The sequence below is a fragment of the Micrococcus sp. KRD012 genome (genome assembly GCF_017168555.1).
Lineage (GTDB): Bacteria > Actinomycetota > Actinomycetes > Actinomycetales > Micrococcaceae > Micrococcus > Micrococcus luteus.
On the sequence record NZ_JABFBB010000003.1, the window covers coordinates 296,481 to 319,030 of the forward strand.

Consider the following 22,550-nt stretch of genomic DNA (forward strand, 5'->3'; position numbering starts at 1 on the left):
GGCTGCGGCGTCGTCATCCGGGCGCTCACATCTTCTCCGGGGCGGTCACGCCGAGCAGGCCGAGACCGTTGGCCAGCACCTGGGCGGTGGCGTCGTTGAGCCACAGGCGGGTGCGGTTGAGGGTCTCGACGGGACGCGGCGTGCCGTCGTCGGTGGGCATGGGCACGATGCGGCAGGCGGCGTACCACGAGTGGTAGGCCCCGGCGATCACCTCGAGGTGGCGGGCCACGCGGTGCGGCTCGCGCAGGCGCGCCGCCGCGCCGACGACGGCCGGGAACTCCGCCAGCTGGGCCAGCAGCTCCGACTCGGTGGCGTGGGTGAGCAGGGCGGCGTCGAACTCGGAGCGGTCCACGCCGTGGGCCTGCGCGGTGCGCGCCGCGCCCGAGGCGCGGGCGTGGGCGTACTGCACGTAGTAGACGGGGTTGTCGTTCGTGGCGGAGCGCAGCAGCTCGGGGTCGATCGTCAGGGGCGAGTCCGCGGGGTAGCGGGCCAGGTCGTAGCGCAGGGCGTCGCGGCCGAGCCACTCCACGAGGTCCTTGAGCTCGATGATGTTGCCGGCGCGCTTGGAGAGCTTCGCGCCGTTGACCGAGATGAGCTGGCCGATGAGGATCTCGATGTTCGTCGCCGGGTCGTCGCCGGCGGCGGCGGCGATCGCCTTGAGGCGGTTCACGTAGCCGTGGTGGTCGGCGCCGAGCAGGTACACCTTCTCCTCGAAGCCGCGGTCGCGCTTGTGGAGGTAGTAGGCGGCGTCGGCGGCGAAGTAGGTGGGCTCGCCGTTGGCGCGGATGAGCACGCGGTCCTTGTCGTCGCCGAAGTCGGTGGTCTTGAGCCACACGGCGCCCTCGCGGTCCTCGATGTGGCCCTGTTCGCGCAGCCGCTGCACGGCCTGTTCGATCGCGCCGGAGTCGTGGAGCGTCTGCTCCGAGGTGAACACGTCGAAGTGCACGTCGAAGGCGGCGAGCGTGTCCTTGATGTCCTGCATCTGGAGCCGGTACGCGGCCTCGCGGACCACCGGGCGGGCGGCCTCGTCCGTCAGCTCGCGCACGTCCGGGTGCTCGAGGGCGACGGCGTCGGCCAGCTCCTGCACGTACGCGCCCGGGTAGCCGCCCGCGGGGACGTCACGGCCGTGCAGGCGGGCGAGGACCGAGTCGGCGAACACGTTCATCTGGTTGCCGGCGTCGTTGACGTAGTACTCGGCGGTGACGTCCGCGCCGGAGGCGCGCAGGAGGCGGGCGATCGCGTCGCCCAGCGCGGCCCAGCGGGTGTGTCCGATGTGCAGCGGACCGGTGGGGTTGGCGGAGACGAACTCCATGTTCACGGTGTGCCCGGCCAGGGCGTCGTTGCGGCCGTACTCCGGGCCGGCCTCGACGATCTCGCGGGCCAGGGCGCCGGCCGAGGCCGCGTCCAGGGTGACGTTGAGAAAGCCGGGGCCGGCGACGTCGACGGCGGCGATGCCCGGCTTGTCGGTCAGGCGCTCGGCTACGAGCCCGGCGAGGTCGCGCGGGGCCATCCCGGCCTTCTTGCCCAGCTGGAGGGCGACGTTGGTGGCCCAGTCGCCGTGCTCGCGGCTGCGGGGTCGCTCCACCTTCACGCGCGCGGGGGTGATCTCCTCCCGCAGCGCGGCGGGGAGGTCACCGGCATCGACGGCGTCGGTGAGGACAGCGGACAGCAGGGCGGAGAGGTCTTCGGGCTTCACCCGCGCAAGTCTACGGAAGGGCCGCCGCGCCCGTGCGCGTGCGAACGAACCCTGCGAGATGGCCCCCTCCGGCCCGCGGTGGGGGCCATCTCGCAGGGTTCGTCGGGGTGGGGGTCAGGCGGGCCAGGCGGCGAGGCCGCCGGCGAGGGACAGGACGCGCCCGCCGGCGCTCGGGTCGGCCCCGACGACGGCGTCCCGCGCCCGGGCCGACCGGGCTCCGGCGGCGCAGTAGACCACCAGGACGCGGTCCTGCCCGGGCGCGAGGGCCGCCGGCTCCGCGAGGACGGCCTCGAGCGGGACGTGCCGATCGGCCACCGTCGCGGGGGCCTCGACCCGGCGCAGGCGGCGCTCCCAGTCCTCGCGGACGTCGAGCAGGGTGAGGGACGCGGCCCGGGCGGGGTCGGCGAGCAGGGCGGCCAGCGCGGCGGGGGCGATCTCCCCGCCCGCGGCGCCGCACGCCTCCGCCGAGCCGGGGGCGCCGGCGTCGTCCGGGCGGGGGGCCTGGTCCGCGTGGGCGGACAGGTCCGTCACGGGGGTCCGCTCGGGGTCGGGCACGAGCCGCAGCTCACGGAAGCGCATCGTCAGGGCGTCCACGGAGAGCAGCCGCCCGACCAGGGGCTCACCCACCCCGGAGAGCAGCTTGATCGCCTCGGCCGCCATGAGGGAGCCGATGATCCCGGGCAGCACCCCGAGCACTCCGGCCTGCGCGCACGAGGGCACCTCGCCGGGTTCGGGCCGCTCCGGGAACACGTCCCGGTACAGCGGCCCGCCCGGGGCGAACACGCTCACCTGCCCCGCGAACCGCAGGATCGCGCCCCACACCACGGGCACGCCCGCGATCTCGCACGCGTCGGCCACGAGGTAGCGGGTCGCGTAGTTGTCCGTGCCGTCGAGCACGAGGTCCACGGCGCCGACCCGTTCGAGCGCGTTGGCCGCGGTCAGGCGTTCGCGGTGCTCGACCACGCGCACCTCGGGGTGCAGGCCGCGCATCGTCGCGGCGGCGGAGGCGGTCTTGGGGCGGCCGAGGTCCGCCTCGGCGTGGATCACCTGGCGGTGCAGGTTGGAGCGGTCCACCATGTCGTCGTCGATCACGTGGACCTCCCCCACGCCCGCGGCGGCGAGGTAGGTCAGCACGGGCGCCCCGAGGCCGCCGGCGCCGACCACGAGGACGCGGGAGCGCAGCAGCGCCAGCTGGGCCTCGGGGCCGAAGCCGTCCAGGCTCAGGTGGCGGGCGAAGCGCTCCAGCTGGGTGTCGGACAGCGCGGTGAGGTCGCGGGGCTCGCGGGCGGCGGGGTCCAGGGCGGCGGTCACCGCTCGTCCTCCTCGGCCGTGACCCGCCCGGCCATCGGCGAGGAGGCCAGGGCGTGCTCGCGGCGCGGGATGCGCCCGGCACGGCGGGCGTGGAAGCCCGCCTCGAGCGCGAGCCGGCACGCGTGGGCCATGCGGGCGGGCTCGGCGGCGCGCGTGATCGCCGAGGCGGCGAGCACGGCGTCGCAGCCGGCCTCCATCGCCAGGGCGACGTCCGAGGCGGTGCCCACGCCGGCGTCGAGCACGATCGGCACGGAGGCGCGGGAGACGATCAGCTCCAGGTGTGCGCGGTTGAGGATGCCCAGCCCCGAGCCGATCGGCGAGCCCAGCGGCATGACGGCGGCGGCGCCGGCCTGCTCGAGGCGCAGCGCCATCGCGGGGTCGTCCGAGGTGTAGGCCAGGACGGTGAAGCCGTCGGCGGCGAGCAGCTCGGTGGCCTCGAGGGTCTCGACGACGTCGGGCAGCAGGGTGCGCTCGTCGGCGATGACCTCGACCTTCACGAGGTCGGTCTCGAGCGCCTCCCGGCCGAGCCGGGCGGTGAGCACGGCGTCTCGGGCGGTGTAGCATCCGGCGGTGTTGGGCAGCACGTCGATGCCGAGGCGGTCCAACAGCGCGACCAGGCCGTCACGGGTGTCCGCGGACCAGCGGCGCAGTGCCACGGTGGTGAGCGTGGTGCCGGAGGCGACGAGGGCGCCCTCGAGCGCGGTGAGGTCGGTGATGCCGCCCGTGCCCATGATGAGCCGGGAGGCCAGGTCGTAGCCGCCGATCCGCAGCGGCGGGATCGCGGGGGCGGCGGGCGGGGTGCGGTGCTCGGCCATCGCTCAGCCCCCCTGCACCGCGGTGACGACGTCGACCTCGTCCCCGGCGGCCAGCGCCCGGGTGGCCCAGGCCGACCGGGGCACGACCTCGCCGCCGACCGCCACGGCCACGCCGAGCCGCCGCCCGTCCGCGGCGGCGCCGTCGTCGCCGATCGCGCGCCCGGTGACGTGCGCGACGACGTCGCGGACGGTGGCCACGGCCAGCTCGGCGGGCTCTCCGTTGAGGGTCAGGGTGAGGGTGCTCATGCGATCTCCTTCAGGCGGGCGTCCAGCAGCTCGAGGATCCGCCCGGCCGCCCAGGGGGCGAGCAGGATCCCGTGACGGTGGAAGCCGGTGGCGACGACGGCGCCCGGGGCCTCGGGCACGGCGAGCACGCGCGGGGCGTCGTCGGGGGTGCCGGGGCGGGCGGCGGTGGTGATCTCGACGAGCTCGCACTCGCGGACGGCGGGCAGGATCGCGGCGGCGTCGGCGAGCAGGTCCAGCACGGCCCCGGCGGAGGTGCCGGCCAGGCCGTCCTCGCGGGCCGAGGCGCCGACCACGAGGGTGCCGTCCGCGCGGGGCACGAGGTAGACCTGGCGCCCGTGGACGAGGCCGCGGACGGTGCGGGTGATCAGGTGCGACTCCCCCGGCAGCAGCTGTTCGGGGCGCACCCGCAGGCGCAGCACGTCGCCGTGGACGGGTCGCAGCGGGACCTCGACGGCGGTGGCCGCGCCGCCGATCCCGCGGTGGCCCAGGCCCGCGGCGAGGACCGCACCGTCGGCGGTGAGGACGCCCCCGTCGGAGAGCGTGAGGCGCACTCCCTCGCCCTCCGGGTCGGCGGCGGTGACGCGTCCGGCCACGAATCGGGCGGCGGGTCCGGCACCGGCCGGGAGCGGGCCGCCGTCGGGTCCGGTCTCGGCGCGCAGGGCGGCGACGCAGGCGGCGGCGAGCCGTCGCGGGTCCACCTGATGGTCGTCCGGGGCGTCGAAGCCGGCGGCCAGGCCGGGGGCCAGGGCGGGCTCGGCGCGGCGCAGCGCGCGGACGGAGACGGGCTCGACCCGGCGACCGAGGATCGAGGCGTGCTCGAGCACGTGGTCCCACGCGCGGGCGTCCGAGGGGTCCGCGGCCACGATCCAGGCGCCCTGTGCGAGGAAGCCCGTCTCGACGTCGGTGAAGGCGGCGAGCAGGTCCACGAGGGCCGGGTAGGCCTCCCAGCCGGCCTGCAGCAGCGGGGCGAGGTCGTCCTGGCTGAACTGGGTCTCGGCGAGCGGCGCGAGCATCCCCGCCGCGGCGTGGGTGGCCCCGGCCACGGCGTGCGGGCGCCCGGCGGCGTCCAGCTCGGGGGCGATCAGGGTGACGGCGTGGCCTGCGGCGCGCAGACGCACGGCGGCGGTGAGGCCGATGATCCCGGCCCCGACGACGGCCACGTGCACGGACCGGTCCTCCTCACGGCGGCATGACCCGCATCGAGTGGTGATGGTCGGCCGCGCCGGCGCGGTGCGCCCCTGCGGCCCTCTCAGCCCGGCGTGTGCGGCCCGGGCTCCCATGGAACTCCGGCCAGTCTGCCACAGTGGGCGCATGCACTCCCCCGATCCGCTCCTGATGACCGCGGCCGGCCACGACGACGGCGGCACCGGCCCCGGCGCGGGCCGCCGCGCCCGCCTCGCCGCCTCCCGGCTGTACGTCTGCACCGACCTGCAGCGGTTCCTGCGCCCGGACGGCACGCTCGACACGGCCGCGTTCGCTCACTTCTGCGCGGCGGCGTTCCGCGGCGGAGTGGACCTGATCCAGGTGCGGGACAAGGCCGTGGACGTGGCGGTCGAGCTGGCCGCGTTCGCCGTGCTCGTCCCGCTGGCCCGGGAGCATGGGGCGCTCTCGGCCGCCAACGATCGCGCCGACGTCGCCGCCCTGGCCGGGGTGGACGTGTTCCACACGGGCCAGACCGACCTGACCACCGCGCAGTGCCGCGCCCTGCTGGGCCCGGACGTGGTGCTCGGCCGCTCATGCCACACCGAGGCGCAGGTGCGCGCCGCCCGCGCGGAGGACGGCCTGGACTACTTCTGCACGGGACCGGTGTGGGCGACGCCCACGAAGCCGGGCCGGGCCGCCGTCGGACTGGAGCTGCCCTCCCTCGCCGGACGCCTGGACGCCGAGGACCCGGCGGGGGCGCGGCCGTGGTTCGCCATCGGCGGCGTCGACGCGGACCGGCTGCCCGAGGTCCGCGCGGCCGGGGCGGAACGGATCGTGGTGGTCCGCGCCGTGACGCAGGCCGAGGACCCCGAGGCCGCGGCCCGGACCCTGCGCGCGGGCCTGCCCGGCTGACGCGCCCCGCGGGGAGGTCACGGACGGGCCGTCCTGATGGTGTAGAGTCGACGAGTCCGCAACGCGCTCGACGCGTCGCGACCCCCGCCTCCGTAGCTCAGGGGATAGAGCGTCTGCCTCCGGAGCAGAAGGCCGCAGGTTCGAATCCTGCCGGGGGCACGAGCGAACAGAGCCGGACCCCCGTGGCGACACGGTGGTCCGGCTCTTCTGCGTTCTGCGGACCCGGACGCTCGAGCGGAGCGGGAGGTCCGGGTCACCGGCATTCGAGGCGGGAAATCGACCTCATGGGACGTCCCGAGGTGCGTATTCGCCGGATTTCCCGCCTCGAACGTGTCGAAGCCCGGAGGTCCCGCCCTCAGCCCCGCTGCGCATGACCGTGGTCGACGGGCCCGTGCCACGTCGGCCGCGAGGCGTCCCCGACCGCGAGCGCCTCCCCCGCCCGCATCGCGTCGGCCAGCCACGGCTTGGCCCGCTCGAGTGCGTCCTCCCAGCTCAGGCCCGCCCCGGCCAGCGTGGCCAGGGCCGAGGAGAGGGTGCAGCCGGTGCCGTGCGAGGCGCGGGTCGTCACGCGCGGGCCGCGCACCTCGTGCACGGCCCCGCCCACGCGCACGACGGCGTCCGGCACCTCCGCCGCTGCGGCCTCGGGCGCCTCGGTCTCGTCCAGGTGCCCGCCCTTGAGCAGCACCGTCACCCCGTGCTCGGCGGCCAGGCCCCGCGCCGCGTCGAGGGCGGCGTCCCAGTCCGTCGCGTCCCGCCCGGTCAGCCGGGCCAGCTCGGGCAGGTTGGGTGTCACCAGGTGCGCCACCCGCAGCAGCCGGGCCCACGCGGCGCGCCCGTCGTCGTCGCCCACCGCGGTGAGGGCGTCCCCGCTCGAGGCCACCATGACCGGGTCCAGCACGACGACGGCGGGCCGGGTCTCCTCGAGCCAGCCGGCGACGGCCCGCATGAGCTCCACCGTGCCGAGCATGCCGATCTTCACGGCGTCCACGGCGATGTCGGCGGCGACCGAGTCGAGCTGGGCGCGCACCACGTCCACCGGCAGCGGGTGGACGGCCTGCACGCCCTGCGTGTTCTGGGCGGTGATCGCGGTGATCGCGGTCATCCCGTAGCCGCCCCACGCGGCGATGGTCTTCAGGTCGGCCTGGACACCGGCGCCGCCGCCGGAGTCGGAGCCGGCGATGCTGAGCACACGGGGGACGGCGGAGGTCATGCGGGGGCTCCTTCGGGTCGGGGCGGATCGGCCGCCCGGGCCGGGCCGATCCCGCCCATGAGAATGTAGTCGCATGTCCCACGTCACAGAGAGCTCTCCCGCGCACCCCGGCCGAGCCGAGGAGTCGGCGCCGCTGCGGCCGACCTCCCCGCTCGGGATCGCCGCCACGTTCATCGGCACCACCATCGGCGCCGGGTACGCCTCGGGCAACGAGATCCTGCAGTACTTCGTGAGCTTCGGCCTCTGGGGCGGCACGGGGGCGCTCGTGATCGCCGGCGCGCTGTTCTTCCTGCTCGCGGTGATCGTGCTGCGGCTGGCGCAGAAGCTGCGGACCACGGACATCCACCGGATCGTGAACCCCACGACGTCGCGCGTGCCCACCTGGTTCGCGGACCTGTGCATCACCACGTCCCTGCTGGGGACGCTGGTGATCATGCTGGCCGGGGCCGGGGCGGCGGTGCACACCGCGTTCGGGCTGCCCTCGCTCGTGGGCTCGCTGGTGATGGCCGCCGTCTGCGTGGTCTCGGTGCTGGCCGGCATCACGGGCCTCGTGCGCGTCCAGGCCGTGGTGGTCCCCCTGATCATCGTGGTCGCCGTCGGCGTCGCGGTGTGGGGGTTGGCGAACCCGGGGGCCGCGGTGGACGACGTCGCCGCGCTCGTGACCTCGTCCCCGCTGATCAACCAGTGGTGGCTCTCGGGCGTGCTGTACGTGGCCTTCAACATCCAGCTGGCCTACGCGGTGCTCGCCCCGATCGGCGAGGAGAGCTCCTCGTCGGGCCGCTCCCTCGTCGCCGGGGCCGGGCTCGGGGCCCTGGGCCTCGTGGTGATGGCCGGCGCGGTGATGGCCGCGATGACCGCCCACGCCCAGCTCATCGGCCGCGCCGAGCTGCCCATGGTCGAGCTGGCCGCGATGATCGGCGGCTGGGCCGCCCTGCTGTACACGGTTGTCCTGCTGCTGGCGCAGTTCACGACGGCGGTCTCGTGCCTGTACGGCGGGGTGGAGCGCATCGCCCTGCTGTCCTCGATGCGCCGCGTGCCGGGCTGGGTCATCGCCGTCGTCACGGCCCTGGCCGCCACCCTGCTCTCGAGCGTCGGCTTCTCCGACCTCGTGGGCACCGTCTACCCCGTCCTCGGCTACGCCGGCCTCGTCATCATCGTGATGCTGGTCGTGACGTGGATCGTCGAGCGCACCACGGTGCGCCGCCGGGCGGCCCGCGCGGCGCGCGCCTGAGCGCCCCGCCGCATGGCCGCTGCCGGCGGCGGTGAGACCCCGCGGGGGACGTGCTAGGGTCGCTCGCATCCCACGGGAGCCCCACGGCACGGGGCTGAGACCGGGCTGACGCCGCCCGGAGACCGTCTGAACCTGTCCGGGTCATTCCGGCGAAGGAAGAAGGAGCCGCGGCCATGTCCGTTTCCGAGCGCACCCCCCTGCCCGCAGCCGAGTCGACGGCCGAGGTCGTCGCCGAGGAGAACTACCCCACGCACCGTCTGGGCTGGCTCGAGGACGCCGAGCACGGCATCCGCGTGCCCGTCACCGAGGTCCACCAGGACGACTCCCCCGACGGCACGCCCAACCCGCCCCTGACCGTCTACCGCACCATGGGCCCGGGCTCCGTGCCCGAGCGCGGCCTGCCCGCCCAGCGCGCCGAGTGGATCCGCGCCCGCGGCGACGTCGAGGAGTACGAGGGCCGCGAGCGCGACCTGCTCGACGACGGCCGCTCGGCCGTGCGCCGCGGCGCCGCCTCACAGGAGTGGGCCGGCGAGCGCCGCCCCCCGCTGCGCGCCAAGGAGGGCGCGCGCGTCACCCAGATGCACTACGCCCGGCGCGGCGAGATCACCCCGGAGATGCGCTACGTCGCCCTGCGCGAGGGCGTGGACGTGGAGCTGGTGCGCTCCGAGGTCGCGGCCGGCCGCGCCATCATCCCCGCGAACGTGAACCACCCCGAGTCGGAGCCGATGATCATCGGCAAGGCGTTCGCCGTGAAGGTCAACGCGAACATCGGCAACTCGGCGGTGACGTCGTCGATCGCCGAGGAGGTCTCGAAGCTGCAGTGGGCCACCCGCTGGGGCGCGGACACCGTGATGGACCTGTCCACGGGCGACGACATCCACACCACCCGCGAGTGGATCCTGCGCAACTCCCCCGTGCCGATCGGCACCGTGCCGATCTACCAGGCCCTCGAGAAGGTCGGCGGCGACCACCAGGCCCTGACCTGGGAGATCTTCCGCGACACCGTGATCGAGCAGTGCGAGCAGGGCGTGGACTACATGACCGTGCACGCCGGCGTGCTGCTGCGCCACGTGCCGCTGTCCGCGGACCGCGTGACCGGCATCGTCTCCCGCGGCGGCTCGATCATGGCCGGCTGGTGCCTGGGCCACCACAAGGAGAACTTCCTCTACGAGAACTACGACGAGCTCTGCGAGATCTTCGCGCGCTACGACGTCGCGTTCTCCCTGGGCGACGGCCTGCGGCCGGGCTCCGTGGCGGACGCCAACGACGCCGCCCAGTTCGCCGAGCTCGACACGCTCGCCGAGCTGACGGAGCGGGCGTGGGCGTACGACGTCCAGGTCATGGTGGAGGGCCCCGGCCACATCCCGCTGCACCTGGTGCGGGAGAACGTGGAGCGCCAGCAGGAGCTGTGCAAGGGCGCCCCGTTCTACACGCTCGGCCCCCTCGTCACGGACATCGCCCCGGCGTACGACCACATCACCTCGGCCATCGGCGCCACCGAGATCGCCCGCTACGGCACCGCGATGCTCTGCTATGTCACGCCCAAGGAGCACCTGGGCCTGCCGGACCGGGACGACGTGAAGACGGGCGTGATCACCTACAAGATCGCCGCGCACGCCGCCGACGTCGCCAAGGGCCACCCCGGCGCCCGCGACCGCGATGACGCGCTGTCCAAGGCGCGCTTCGAGTTCCGCTGGCGCGACCAGTTCGGCCTCGGCCTGGACCCGCAGCTCGCCGAGGAGTACCACGACGAGACGCTGCCGGCCGAGCCCGCCAAGACCGCCCACTTCTGCTCGATGTGCGGGCCGAAGTTCTGCTCCATGCGCATCAGCCAGGACATCCGCAGCGAGTTCGGCGGCGCGTCCGAGCAGGCGCGGATCGCCGAGGCCGGCATGGCCGCGAAGTCCGCGGAGTTCCGGGCCGCCGGCGGGTCCGTGTACCTGCCCGAGCCGACGATCCGCACCGCCTCGGACGCCTGAGGCCGGGACGCGGGGTGAGGTGGGGCGGGATGGCCCGCCCCTGCGCCACCTGACGATCGCGTCATGACCTGAGGACCGCCACCGGGTCATGACGCGATCGCCAGGACAAGGCCCTCCGGGACGGCGAAGGCGCGGCCCCACGGACGGGGCAGTGCGCTCGGTGGTCGATCGAGTGGTGATGCCTCTTGACTCACACACACTGGGCTCACTATTCCGGCAGGCCCCTGTGATGCGTGTCCCATTCGCCCACAGGAATTGCGTGGAGGGAATATGACGTGAAAGTCGACATGACCCCGCCGGTCCGCACCCCAGGGGCACTTCCCAGGTGAGGCATCATCCAGCCGCTCAGCTCTCCTCGGGCCAGCCGTGATGACCCGGATGCTCGTCTCGAGATTCCTCCTTCTCCTGATCACGCTCGGAACAGCAGCGCTCCTCGCGTCCTACGTCGGGGTGGAGAAGGAGGACCGCTGGCGCATGGACGGCACGGTGTACGAGATCTCGGCATTCCCCGCTGGCGAGGCCTGGCCCATGATCCGGACGTCGCTGACGGGACCGGACTCCGGCTCTGCGGCCACGTCCACGAGCCCCCACGTGACGGCCCTCGCCGGCCGACCTGCCCTGGACGTGCTCCCGGATGGCGTCGCCCCGACCGCGATCGTCCCCAGCACCTCCCCCTTCGCCGCACGTGCCGCTGCGGGCGAACTGAGCTGGCCGGACGTCGATCGGGTCGTCGTCCGAGACCTCTCCTCCGCGCCGGATCGCGCCACCGAAGCAGACCTCCTGGTCCCGTTCCTCTCCACCGACAGTTCGTCCCTTGCCGGCGTGATCGGCGGCTCACCGGCCCAGGTCGACGAGCTCGTCCAATCGCTGCGGCGGGCCGGTGTCGTCGTCGACGTCGTCCCGCTCCCGCCGCCGTGGGAGGCAGCGATGCGACGCAGTGTCCACGTGCCCCTGCTCGCCGTGATCGCCGGCTTCGCCCTGCTGGGCGCACAGGTCGTCTGGCGCACGACCCTGCGCAGTCGACTGCTCCCTGCCGTCACCTCGCACCGCCTCGTCGGTGCCTCCCCACTGCGAGCGGCCCGGCTCGGTGTCCGGCCCGCCATGCTCGCCTGGACGACCGCCGCCGCGAGTGCCGGCGGAGTCTGGCTCGTGGCATGGCCCCGGTGGGACGCGGAGATCGGGCTCACGGGGGACACCGCTCTCCTCTGGTCCGCCGTGCTCGTCGTGGACGCCATCCTCATCCTCGGCACGACCCTGTCCACCCTCTGGGTCCGAAGGGCACACGCATGACGGCAGCCATGCGGGCCGTTGCGGACGGCCTCCGCGACCTGTTCGACACGCCCGGACTGCTGTTCCTGTCCCTGCTGCACACGACCGTGGCGTCGGTCGTGTTCGGACTGGCCCTGGGCGTCGCCGGCGGAGTGACCACGGCGCTCGAGGTGCTCGAGGACGCCGAGTCGTCGGACCTGGTGGCAACCAGGATCCTGGACCCCGCCGTCACGACCGACCTCCACCCCCGCGCCGTCGACACCGTCTCCCGGGCGTTCGCCGCCCATGTCGACGGAGTCGACCCCCGTGCCTTCCTCGTGACGGACGCCATCGGAATCGAGGACCCCCGGCTGCAGGGGGCGATCATCGCCACGCCTGGTCTGGCCCGGGAGTTCGGCGCCGCTGCTGCCGTCAGTCCCGCCGAGGGTGTGTACTTCGCTCCCGCCGCGATCACCTCCGGGGCACCGGGCGGCACCGTGTACGTGGGGTCCACACCCCACAGCTATGCCGGCCCACTCCCCGGGGACGCGGCCGCGCCGCGGGCCGACGGATCCCTCTGGCCCCTGGGTGAGTCGCCCGTCATCGTCACCAGCACGACGACCATGGCCGGCCTGATCGAACCGGCCCAGCTCGCGGCGGTCTACGGTTCCGTCGTGGCACGCCAGGACGCGGCCTCCGAGGTGAGAGCGGCACTCGACGTCCTCGAGGACGAGACGGGCGTGGTCGCCGAGTTGGCCCCGATCGCCTCGGCCAGGTCTCCGATCGCCCGAGAAGCCCGCGGTGCCGCGCTCATGGTCACCGCCTACACCGCCGGGCTTGCCAGCGCCGTCGTGACGGTGGTGAGCCTCCTGACGACCATGACCCGTCGACTCACGCCCACGTGGCTGGCGCACCTGACGGTCGGGGCGCCCAGACGACTGATCCGGCTCCGGATCGCCACATCCGTGGCCGCGGTATGGGGCATTCCGGCCGTGCTCGGATCGTTGCTCGGCCTCGGCATCGCCTCGGAAGCGGGCGGACTGCGTCCGGCGCCTGCCGTCGTCGTGGTCGGGCTGGCGGTCGTCTTGGCGATCGCCGCTGCGTGCACCCGTCATCCCCTCCGCCGGCTGCACCGGGCCGTCCGCACGGCGGCACTCGTCGAAAGGACCGTGTGATGTCCCTGCTCACCGTGCACGACGTACACCGCTCCTACCGCGGCCCCGCCGGGGATGTCCCCGTGCTCCGCGGCGTCTCGCTCCAGGTCCCCGGGGGCGGCGTCCACGCGATCATGGGACCCTCCGGGTCCGGCAAGTCGACCCTGCTGCGGCTCCTCGCCTGCCTTGACACACCGGACGCCGGGAGCATCCGTGTGGCCGGGCGGAGCCTGCCGGCACCGTGGTCGTCCGACGGCGACGCCTACCGGAACCGGACGTGCGGCATCGTGCTCCAGGACCATCTGCTCATCGATCGGGCGACCGCCGTGGACAACGCGGCCCTGCCGCTGCTCTACGCGCGGCCGCGCACCTCGAAGCGGGAGCGCCGCACCATGGCCGCCGAGCTTCTGACGCGCCTCGGGCTCGGAGACCGTCTCCACCACCCCGTCGGCCGGCTCTCCGGCGGCGAGCGCCAGCGCGTGGCCATCGCCCGGGCCGTGATCATGGGGCCCTCCCTGCTGCTCGCCGACGAGCCGACGGGCGCCCTGGACGAGGAGCGCACCGACGAGGTGATGGGGCTCTTCCGCTCCATGTCCCAGCCGGGGCGGGCGATCGTGGTCGTCACGCACGACCCCGCCGTGGCGGCCCGGTGCGACCACACCTGGCGGCTGCGGGCCGGGCGGCTCGAGTGACGACGTCTGGCCGTGCCTCCTGCACAGGTGTCCGCAGACGGGGCTGTGTCCCCGGGCGTCGCGTTCCGGCTCCGGATGTCCGGGGCCGCTCCTAGGCTCGGGTGCATGAGCGCGCACCACGCCGACGACGGCCTCCCCGTCCCCGTCTCCACCCTCGCCGAGGACCCACCGGCGGGCGGGCGACAGGCGCCGCCGAGTGGCGTCGTCGTGGGTGAGGACGGGCGGGCCCGCCCGCCGTGGGCGGCACGGGATCCGCTGCTGCGGGAGTACTACGACACGGAGTGGGGCCTGCCCGTCACGGACGAGCGGGGCCTGTTCGAGCGCCTCGTGCTCGAGGCGTTCCAGTCGGGCCTGAGCTGGCGGACCGTCCTGGCCAAGCGGCCGCAATTCTGGGAGGTGTTCGCGGGCTTCGACCCGGACGCCGTCGCGGCGTTCGGGGACGCGGAGGTCGAGGCGCTGCTGGCGGACCCCGGCATCATCCGGAACCGGCGCAAGATCGAGGCCGCGATCGCGAACGCACGAGCCGTCGTCGGGATGCGCGGCGAGCGGTTCGCCCCGCTGCACCCGGGCTCCCCCGGCGCGGGCCCCGCCTGGCACGGCGACGGCGACCGGCCGGTCCGCGGTCTGCCGGGGCTGGTCTGGGCGCACCAGCCTGCCGCGACCCCACGGCCGGAGACGGTGGCGCAGGTCCCCTCGACCTCGGACGAGTCGCGCGCGCTCGCGAGGGCGCTGAAGGCGCACGGCTGCCGATTCGTGGGGCCGACCACGTGCTTCGCCCTGATGGAGGCCGCCGGGATCGTGGACACCCACCTTCTCGGCTCCTGGCGAAGAGGGGCGTCCGGGATCTGGGAGTGAGCGGGGGCCTCCGGCAGGATGGGGAGCTCAACAAAGGACGTCCACACGAAAGGGTGACGACTGATGACCACCACCTCCGCCTCTCAGGGCTACCGCACGATCAACCCGGCCACCGGGGAGCTGCTGAAGTCCTTCGACAACGCCACGGATCAGCAGATCGCCGACGCCCTCGACGCCTCGCAGGCCGCCTACGAGCAGTGGTCCCGGAAGTCGGTGGCCGAGCGCGCCGCCGTCGTGAAGCGGATCTCCGAGCTGCTGGCCGAGCGCTCCAAGGACATCGCCGCGCTGATCACCACGGAGATGGGCAAGTCCCTCGGCGCGGCAGTCGGCGAGGTGCGCTACAGCGCCCAGATCTTCGGGTACTACGCGGACGAGGCCGAGGAGCTGCTCGCGGACCAGCCGATCAAGCAGTTCTCCGGGCAGGAGGCGTTCATCCAGCGGCTGCCGCTCGGCCCGCTGCTGGGGATCATGCCGTGGAACTTCCCGGTGTACCAGGTGGCCCGTTTCGTGGCGCCGAACCTCGTGCTGGGCAACACCATCCTGCTCAAGCACGCCGAGATCAACCCGCAGGTGGCGCAGCTGCTGGAAGAGCTCTTCACCGAAGCCGGGCTCCCGGAGGGCGTGTACCAGAACGTGTTCGCCACCCACGACCAGATCTCCACGATCATCGCCGATCCGCGCGTGCAGGGCGTGTCCCTCACCGGTTCGGAGCGGGCCGGCGCCACCGTCGCCGAGCAGGCCGGCCGGCACCTCAAGAAGGTCGTGCTCGAGCTCGGCGGCTCCGATCCGTACATCGTGCTCTCCGCGCCGGACGCCCGCGCCGCCGCCCGCGACGCACTGGCCACCCGGATGGGCAACTGGGGCCAGGCCTGCAACTCGAACAAGCGCATGATCGTCATGGAGGACCTCTACGACGACTTCGTGGACGAGCTGGTCCAGCGCTCCTCGGAGATGAAGCCCGGCGACCCGACCTCGCGCGACGCCGACGTCTACGGCCCGCTGTCCTCCGAGTCTGCGGCCGACGGGCTCGCCGAGCAGATCGCCGCGGCCAAGGAGGCCGGCGCCACCGTCCACGTGGGCGGCGAGCGCGTCTCCGGCCCCGAGGGCGAGGGCTTCTACGTCTCCCCGGCCGTGATCACGGACGTGGACCAGGAGAACCCCGCCTACACGCAGGAGCTGTTCGGCATGGCCTCCGTGGTCTACAAGGTGTCCTCGGCCGAGGAGGCCGTGGCCCTGGCCAACGACTCCCAGTACGGTCTCGGCGGCGCCGTCTTCTCCACGGACCTGGACGAGGCCAAGCGCGTGGCCGACCAGCTCGAGGTGGGCATGGCGAACGTGAACCTCGCCTCCGCCGCCGGCGCGAACCTGCCCTTCGGCGGCGTGAAGCGCTCGGGCTTCGGCCGCGAGCTCGGCCCCATGGCCGTGGACGAGTTCGCCAACAAGCGCCTGTACGCGGTGCAGGGCCCCCTGGAGGGCTGACCCGGGGCCGGGTCGGCCGGGCGGGTCTCCCGCTCCGGCCGCCCCGTCGCCCGCCTGACGCACACAGAGTGGTCACGACGTGCCGTCACCGGAGTCCGGTGACGGCACGTCGTGACCACTCTGTTCGTCGGGGCCCGCCCACCCAGAGCGTGCGGTGGCAGACCCCCGGCCCGGTCCCGGATGCCGTCGAGGGCCGGCTCGAGGTGGTCGAGCACGGCCCTCGGCGGACGGATCGCGAGGAAGAGCCTCACGCCTGCGCGCGCGGATCCGTGGCGGCTGCGGTCGAGCCCCCGGCGGCGTCGCGCGTCATGGCGGCCGGGGCCACGTCCGGGTCCGGCTCGCGGCCGGCCACGATGTCGATCGCGCCGGTGAACTCGGCGTCGATCCGCCGCTGCACCCGGCGCGAGCGCTGGGTCACGAGGGACACCACCACACCCACCACGAAGGCGGCGACGAAGCCCGGCAGCAGCTCGTACAGGCCGAACCACTCCCACGTCTCGGCACTGGCCTCGGACCACACCCAGGCGACGGCGGCGCCGGTGACCATGGCGGCCATCGCCCCCCACGAGGTGAACCGCGGCCAGTACAGGGCGAGCAGGATCACAGGGCCGAAGGCGGCGCCGAAGCCGGCCCACGCGAAGGAGACGAGCTCGAGCACGGAGGAGTCCGGGTTGAGGGCGAGCAGCCCCGCCACGAGCGCCACCACCAGCACGCCGATGCGGCCGAGCCACAGGGTGAACGTCGGGGAACCGGTGCGCCCGCGCAGCATGTAGAGGTCCTCCACCAGGGCGGAGGAGCACACGATCAGCTGCGAGGAGAGCGTGGACATGATCGCGGCGAGGACGGCGGCCAGCACCAGGCCGGCCACGAACGGGTGGAACATGATCGAGGCAAGCACCAGGAACACGGTCTCCGGGTCCTCGAGCGTGGTGCCGGGGTTGGCCTGGAAGTAGGCGATGCCCACGAGGGCCACCATCACGGCACCGAACACGGACAGCGCCATCCAGCCGATGCCGACGCGCCGGGCGACGGCCGCGTCGTGCGGGGTGCGCAGGGCCATGAAGCGGACGATGATGTGCGGCTGGCCGAAGTAGCCCAGGCCCCAGGCGAGGGAGGACAGGACGCCGATCAGCGTTGCGTTCTCGAACATCGAGAAGTGGTTCACTCCGCCGCCGGCGGCGTCGGCGGCGCGGATGCCCTCGACGACGGCGTCCCAGCCGCCCATGGTCAGGATCACGACGATGGGGACGGCCAGCAGGGAGAGGAACATGAGGATGCCCTGGGCCACGTCCGTCAGCGAGGCGCCGAGGAAGCCGCCGAACAGGGTGTAGAGCACCGTGATGCCCGCGACCACGAGCATGCCGGTGAGGTAGTTGATGCTGATGCCCTGGGCGTAGAAGGAGTCGGGGCCGAAGGTGGACTCGACGAACTTGCCGCCGGCCACCATGCCCGAGGACACGTAGAAGGTGAAGAACACGAGGATGATCAGGCCGGCCACGATCCGCAGGATGTGCGTGCGGTCCTTGAATCGGTTCTCGAGGAAGGACGGGATCGTGATCGAGTTCCCGGCCACCTCGGTGTAGGAGCGCAGGCGGGGGGCGACCACGCGCCAGTTCACCCACGCGCCCACGGTCAGGCCGACCGCCATCCAGCCCTCGACCAGGCCCGCGGCGTAGATCGCGCCGGGCAGGCCCATCAGGAGCCAGCCGGACATGTCGGACGCACCCGCGGAGAGCGCCGCGACGGACGGCTTCATGTCGCGTCCTGCGAGCATGTAGTCGTCGAGGTCGGTGTTCTTGCGGGAGGCGTACAGGCCGATCGCGATCATCGCGAGGAAATAGAGGCCGATCGCCGCCAACAGGAAGACGGTGTTCGTGTCCATGGGCTCCAGAGAATCACATCCGGACTCTCAGCCCCAGTCCCAGGTCCGTCCCAGATTCGCCCCGTCCGGGTCGGCCCGGGCCCCCGCGCGCCTAGGATGGAGGCCGTCATGACGCAGACTCCCCCGCCCTCCACGCCCGCCGCGCAGCCGTCGGCGACGCCCCACGACGCCGTCGCGATCACGTTCCCCGAACACCTGCCGGTGGCGGAGCGCCGTGAGGAGATCATGGCCGCGATCCGCGACCACCAGGTGGTGATCGTCGCGGGCGAGACCGGCTCGGGCAAGACCACGCAGCTGCCGAAGATGTGCCTGGCCCTCGGGCTCGGGGAGGCCGGCTCGATCGGCCACACCCAGCCCCGGCGCATCGCCGCCCGCTCCGTGGCCGAACGCATCGCGCAGGAGCTGGGCGAGGAGATCGGGCAGACGGTCGGCTACCAGGTCCGCTTCACGGCGCAGACCTCGAAGGCCACCCGGGTCAAGGTCATGACGGACGGCATCCTGCTGGCCGAGATCCCCCATGACCCGCAGCTGCGCCGCTACTCCGTGATCATCGTGGACGAGGCCCACGAGCGCAGCCTCAACATCGACTTCCTCCTGGGCTACCTGCGCAACCTGCTGCCCCAGCGCCCGGACCTGAAGGTGATCATCACCTCGGCCACCATCGACCCGGAGCGCTTCGCCCGGCACTTCGGCCGGCCGCTGGCCGCGGGCGAGGACCATGCGGACGCGGTGGAGGCCGACGACGGCGGCCGCGTGGTCCCGGCGCCGATCATCGAGGTCTCGGGGCGCACCTACCCCGTCGAGATCCGCTACCGGCCGCTGACCGACGAGCCCTCCCCCGACGACCCCGAGGACGATGCGGACGACGCCGCCGAGACCCGCGACCCCCTCGACGCGATCGGCGACGCCGTCCTCGAGCTGGCCGCCGAGCCGCCGGGTGACATCCTCGTGTTCCTGCCGGGCGAGCGGGAGATCCGCGAGGCCGCGGACCACCTGACCGGCGTCGTCGCCGGCACCACGCGCCTGGCCGGCACGGAGATCCTGCCGCTGTTCGGCCGCCTGTCCATGGCGGAGCAGCACCGCGTGTTCGGCCGCGCCGGGGCCGGGGTGCGCCGGCGGATCGTGCTGGCCACGAACGTCGCCGAGACCTCCCTGACCGTGCCGGGCATCAAGTACGTGATCGATACGGGCACCGCGCGCATCTCGCGGTACTCGAACCGCACCAAGGTGCAGCGCCTGCCGATCGAGCGTGTCTCCCAGGCCAGCGCGAACCAGCGCTCGGGCCGGTCCGGCCGCACCTCGGACGGCATCGCGATCCGCCTGTACTCGGAGGAGGACTACCTCTCCCGCCCCGAGTTCACGGACCCGGAGATCCTGCGCACCTCCCTGGCCTCGGTGATCCTGCAGATGCTCTCCCTCGGCGTGGCCCGCACCCCGGGCGACGTCAAGGAGTTCCCCTTCGTCCAGCCGCCGGACGGCCGTCAGGTCACCGACGGCGCCACCACGCTCACCGAGCTCGGGGCGCTCGAGGCCGGCGGCGCCCGCGCGGGCACCATCACCCGGGTCGGACGCCGCCTGGCCCGTCTGCCGGTGGACCCGCGGCTGGGCCGCATGATCCTCGAGGCCGGTGAGCGCGGCTGCGTCCGGGAGGTCATGGTGATCGCCGCGGCCCTGACCATCCAGGACCCCCGCGAGCGCCCCACGGAGCAGCGCGAGGCCGCGGACGAGCTGCACCGGCGGTTCGCGGACGAGAACTCGGACTTCTCCGCGATCCTGAACCTGTGGGCGTACCTGCGCGAACGGCAGCAGGAGCTCTCCGGCTCCCAGTTCCGGAAGCTGTGCCGCCGTGAGCACATCAACTGGCTGCGCGTGCAGGAGTGGCAGGACCTGGTGCGCCAGCTGCGCCAGCTCGCCAAGGACGTGGGCCTCACCGTCGAGGCCGGACCCGTGGACCCGGTGGGCCGGCACGAGGCGGTGCACAAGTCCCTGCTCACCGGCCTGCTCGCGCAGATCGGCGCCTACGACGAGCGCCGTCGCGAGTACGCGGGCGCCCGCGGCACCCGCTTCGCCGTGTTCCCCGGCTCCGCCCTGTTCAAGAAGCGCCACCCGTTCGTCATGGCCGCCGAGCTCGTGGAGACCTCACGGCTGTGGGCGCGCACGGTGGCCCGGATCGAGCCGGAGTGGGCCGAGGAGGTCGCCGGCCACCTCGTCAAGCGGGCCTACAACGAGCCGCACTGGTCGCGGCGGGCGGGCTCCGTCGTCGCGCGCGAGAAGGTGACGCTGTTCGGCGTCACCCTGATCCCGGACCGCTCGGTCCGGTACGGCCGCATCGACCCGGAGCTCTCCCGCGAGCTGTTCATCCGGCACGCCCTCGTGGAGGGCGACTGGCGCACGCGCCACCGGTTCTTCGCCCGCAACCGGGCCGCGCTCGAGGAGGTCGACGCCCTCGAGACGCGCCTGCGCCGCCGCGACCTGCGGATCGGGGACGAGGACCTGTTCGCCTTCTACGACGCGCGGATCCCGAGAAACGTCGTCTCCGAGCGGCACTTCGACGCGTGGTGGAAGAAGGCGCGCCAGGAGCAGCCGGACCTGCTGGACCTCGACGTCGCCGCCCTGCTCACCGCCGACGCCGAGGACCTGGACACCGACGCGTTCCCCACCACGTTCGCGTATCCGATGCCCGGCGGCGACGTGGAGCTCGACCTCGAGTACACGTTCGACCCGACTGGCGCGGCCGGCACCGACGGCGTGACCGTGGCCGTGCCGATCCTGCTGCTCAACCAGGTCTCCCCCGGTCCCTTCGCATGGCTGGTCCCCGGCCTGCGGGTCGAGCTCGTCACCGCCCTCATCAAGGCGTTGCCCAAGGCGGTGCGCAAGAACCTCGTGCCCGCCCCGGACGTGGCCCAGCAGCTCGTGGCGGACCTCGAGGCCCACGCCGACCCGCTGCGGGACGAGCTGCCGGAGGCGCTGTCCGCGGCCGTGCGTCGGGTGCGCGGCGTGGTGGTGGAGCCCGGACTGTGGGCCCCGGACGCGGTGCCCCTGCACCTGCGGATGGACTACCGCGTCGTGGACGCCCGCGGCGCCGTGATGGGCGCCGGCCAGGACCTGCCCGCGCTGCAGGCCCGGCTCGCGCAGGCCAACCGCTCCGCGATCGCCGCCCGGCTCGCCGGCACCGACGACCCCGCCTCGGCCCGGCCGGGGCCGCGCGGCAAGGGCCGCGGCGGCCGTGCCCAGGCCGACGCGCGGGCCGGGGCCGAGGGACGCCGTCGCCCGGAGGGCCCCGGGCGGTCCGGCGCGACGCCGGCCTTCGAGGAGCGGCACGGGCTGACCTCGTGGAGCATCGGCACGGTGCCGAAGACCGTCTCCACCGCGGCCGGGGCGCGCGGCCCCGCCATCACGGGCTACCCGAGCCTGGTGCCCGAGACCACGCCCGACGGCGGCCCCGCGGCCGGCCTGACCGTGGCCCGGTCCGCGGAGGACCAGGCGGCCTGGCACCGGGCCGGGGTGATCCGGCTGCTGCTGGCCACCCTGCCCAGCCCTCAGCGCTACGTGCTGGACCACCTGGACAACAGGGAGAAGCTCACCTTCACCCAGAACCCGCACGGCTCGGTGGACTCCCTCGTCGCGGACTGCACGCAGGCCGCCGTGGACCGTCTCGTCGGGGACGAGCTGCCGTTCGACGAGGCCGCGTTCCGCGCCCTGTTCGACCGGGTGCGGGCCGACCTGATCGACACGGTCTTCGCCGTCACGTCCCTGGTGGAGCAGGTGCTCTCCCGGGCCGCGCAGGTGCGACGCCGGCTCAAGGACTCGGTCTCGCTCGCCCTCGCACCGGCGCTGTCGGACGTGAAGGCACACCTCGAGCAGCTCGTGTTCCCCGGCTTCGTGGCCGCCACGGGCTGGGAGCGGCTGCAGCACCTGCCGCGCTACCTGCAGGGCATGCTGACGCGCCTGGACCGGCTGGACGCCGGGGGCCACCTGCAGCGCGACGGGCAGCACATGGCGGTGGTGCAGGGGCTCGAGGACGAGTTCGACGCCGCCGTCGCGGCCCATCGCGCCCGGTTCGCGGGCACGCCCGTCCCCGCGGAGCTGGAGCGGGTGCGCTGGCTCATCGAGGAGCTGCGCGTCTCGTTCTTCGCCCAGGAGCTGGGCACGGCGGTCTCGGTCTCCGAGAAGCGGGTGCGTCAGGCGCTCGCCCGGGCCACGCGCGCCTGAGCCGGGCCCGGGCGGCGCGGGCCGTCAGTCCTGCGGGACGACCTCGCCGTGGCCCAGGTCCCGCAGGGCCGCGCGGAGGCGGGCGGCGGCGTCGTCCAGGTCCGCCGGATCGGGGGCGTTGTCCACGCGGGCCAGGTCGAAGTCGGCCAGCGAGGTGGAGGGCCACACGTGCACGTGCAGGTGCGGGATCTCATAGCCGGCGATCATGAGCCCGGCCCGGCGGGCGGAGAACGCCGCCACCTGCGCCTTGCCGATCTGCTGGGCGACCGTCGTCAGGTGCGTGACCAGCGCCGGGTCGACCTCCACCCATTCGTCCACCTCCGCACGGGGCACCACGAGCGCGTGCCCCGGCTGGAGCGGCGCGGCGGACAGGAACGCGACGCACGTCTGGTCCTGCCACACGAAGCGGGCGGGCAGCTCGCCGGCGATGATCCTGCTGAAGACGGTGGCCATGAAGGGTCCTCCTGGGGGTCGGCGGGGCGGGG

General features: G+C 73.9%; 17 protein-coding genes and 1 tRNA gene. 10 read left to right on the top strand and 8 right to left on the bottom strand.

The window, feature by feature from the left end; genetic code table 11:
• Nucleotides 1-25: 25 nt before the first annotated feature.
• The 5 genes from argS to thiO all read right to left on the bottom strand — a co-directional run bounded on the left by argS (nucleotide 26) and on the right by thiO (nucleotide 5,234).
• Entirely contained in the window at nucleotides 26-1,696 is a 1,671-nt protein-coding gene (gene argS, locus J1M37_RS01795) for an arginine--tRNA ligase (RefSeq protein WP_115165162.1), read from the bottom strand.
• A 114-nt stretch (nucleotides 1,697-1,810) separates the two neighbouring features.
• On the bottom strand, nucleotides 1,811-3,007 hold the full coding sequence (moeB, locus tag J1M37_RS01800) for a molybdopterin-synthase adenylyltransferase MoeB (protein WP_041105268.1): 1,197 nt from the start codon (nucleotides 3,005-3,007) through the stop codon (nucleotides 1,811-1,813).
• The gene (locus tag J1M37_RS01805; RefSeq protein ID WP_087114105.1) at nucleotides 3,004-3,822 is read right to left on the bottom strand and encodes a thiazole synthase; all 819 of its coding nucleotides are present in this window, start codon (nucleotides 3,820-3,822) and stop codon (nucleotides 3,004-3,006) included. The genes moeB and J1M37_RS01805 overlap by 4 nt, the downstream gene beginning before the upstream one ends.
• 3 nt (nucleotides 3,823-3,825) lie before the next feature.
• Nucleotides 3,826-4,068 carry a sulfur carrier protein ThiS gene (thiS, locus tag J1M37_RS01810; RefSeq protein WP_036316587.1) on the bottom strand — a complete coding sequence of 81 codons (243 nt, stop codon included), beginning with the start codon at nucleotides 4,066-4,068 and terminating at the stop codon, nucleotides 3,826-3,828.
• Complete coding sequence (thiO, locus tag J1M37_RS01815) at nucleotides 4,065-5,234, bottom strand: glycine oxidase ThiO (protein WP_206452004.1); 1,170 nt, start codon at nucleotides 5,232-5,234, stop codon at nucleotides 4,065-4,067. Before thiO ends, thiS begins: the two co-directional genes overlap by 4 nt.
• A gap of 145 nt (nucleotides 5,235-5,379) precedes the next feature.
• Between thiO and thiE the strand changes: the two genes are divergently transcribed.
• On the top strand, nucleotides 5,380-6,123 hold the full coding sequence (thiE, locus tag J1M37_RS01820; protein WP_206452005.1) for a thiamine phosphate synthase: 744 nt from the start codon (nucleotides 5,380-5,382) through the stop codon (nucleotides 6,121-6,123).
• Nucleotides 6,124-6,209: 86 nt separating this feature from the next.
• Nucleotides 6,210-6,282 (top strand) — tRNA-Arg (locus tag J1M37_RS01825).
• Nucleotides 6,283-6,478: 196 nt separating this feature from the next.
• Here the strand turns inward: J1M37_RS01825 and thiD are convergent.
• Nucleotides 6,479-7,333 carry a bifunctional hydroxymethylpyrimidine kinase/phosphomethylpyrimidine kinase gene (gene thiD / locus J1M37_RS01830; RefSeq protein ID WP_069941950.1) on the bottom strand — a complete coding sequence of 285 codons (855 nt, stop codon included), beginning with the start codon at nucleotides 7,331-7,333 and terminating at the stop codon, nucleotides 6,479-6,481.
• Between the two features lie 73 nt (nucleotides 7,334-7,406).
• Here thiD and J1M37_RS01835 point away from each other — a divergent pair, with 73 nt between their 5' ends.
• From J1M37_RS01835 to J1M37_RS01865, 7 genes are all read left to right on the top strand, one after another.
• Nucleotides 7,407-8,564 carry a YkvI family membrane protein gene (locus tag J1M37_RS01835; protein ID WP_144824249.1) on the top strand — a complete coding sequence of 386 codons (1,158 nt, stop codon included), beginning with the start codon at nucleotides 7,407-7,409 and terminating at the stop codon, nucleotides 8,562-8,564.
• A gap of 173 nt (nucleotides 8,565-8,737) precedes the next feature.
• On the top strand, nucleotides 8,738-10,543 hold the full coding sequence (gene thiC / locus J1M37_RS01840; RefSeq protein WP_206452006.1) for a phosphomethylpyrimidine synthase ThiC: 1,806 nt from the start codon (nucleotides 8,738-8,740) through the stop codon (nucleotides 10,541-10,543).
• Between the two features lie 369 nt (nucleotides 10,544-10,912).
• The gene (locus J1M37_RS01845; protein ID WP_206452007.1) at nucleotides 10,913-11,833 is read left to right on the top strand and encodes a hypothetical protein; all 921 of its coding nucleotides are present in this window, start codon (nucleotides 10,913-10,915) and stop codon (nucleotides 11,831-11,833) included.
• Nucleotides 11,830-12,966 (top strand): hypothetical protein, encoded by a 1,137-nt coding sequence (locus tag J1M37_RS01850; RefSeq protein ID WP_241250743.1) that lies wholly within the window; start codon nucleotides 11,830-11,832, stop codon nucleotides 12,964-12,966. Before J1M37_RS01845 ends, J1M37_RS01850 begins: the two co-directional genes overlap by 4 nt.
• Nucleotides 12,966-13,637 carry an ABC transporter ATP-binding protein gene (locus J1M37_RS01855; RefSeq protein ID WP_206452008.1) on the top strand — a complete coding sequence of 224 codons (672 nt, stop codon included), beginning with the start codon at nucleotides 12,966-12,968 and terminating at the stop codon, nucleotides 13,635-13,637. The genes J1M37_RS01850 and J1M37_RS01855 overlap by 1 nt, the downstream gene beginning before the upstream one ends.
• Nucleotides 13,638-13,742: 105 nt before the next feature.
• The gene (locus J1M37_RS01860; RefSeq protein ID WP_135039777.1) at nucleotides 13,743-14,492 is read left to right on the top strand and encodes a DNA-3-methyladenine glycosylase I; all 750 of its coding nucleotides are present in this window, start codon (nucleotides 13,743-13,745) and stop codon (nucleotides 14,490-14,492) included.
• 63 nt (nucleotides 14,493-14,555) lie between these two features.
• Nucleotides 14,556-15,971: an NAD-dependent succinate-semialdehyde dehydrogenase gene (locus tag J1M37_RS01865; protein WP_206452009.1), complete on the top strand. Its 1,416-nt coding sequence runs from the start codon at nucleotides 14,556-14,558 to the stop codon at nucleotides 15,969-15,971.
• 247 nt (nucleotides 15,972-16,218) lie between these two features.
• Here J1M37_RS01865 and putP read toward each other — a convergent pair whose 3' ends face one another.
• Nucleotides 16,219-17,853, bottom strand: coding sequence for a sodium/proline symporter PutP (gene putP, locus J1M37_RS01870; protein ID WP_206452010.1), 1,635 nt, complete (start codon nucleotides 17,851-17,853; stop codon nucleotides 16,219-16,221).
• A gap of 108 nt (nucleotides 17,854-17,961) precedes the next feature.
• Between putP and hrpA the strand changes: the two genes are divergently transcribed.
• Nucleotides 17,962-22,065, top strand: a complete 4,104-nt coding sequence (gene hrpA / locus J1M37_RS01875; RefSeq protein WP_206452011.1) for an ATP-dependent RNA helicase HrpA — start codon at nucleotides 17,962-17,964, stop codon at nucleotides 22,063-22,065.
• Nucleotides 22,066-22,089: 24 nt separating this feature from the next.
• Here the strand turns inward: hrpA and J1M37_RS01880 are convergent, their stop codons facing one another.
• Entirely contained in the window at nucleotides 22,090-22,518 is a 429-nt protein-coding gene (locus J1M37_RS01880; RefSeq protein ID WP_036316605.1) for an HIT family protein, read from the bottom strand.
• Between the last annotated feature and the right edge of the window lie 32 nt (nucleotides 22,519-22,550).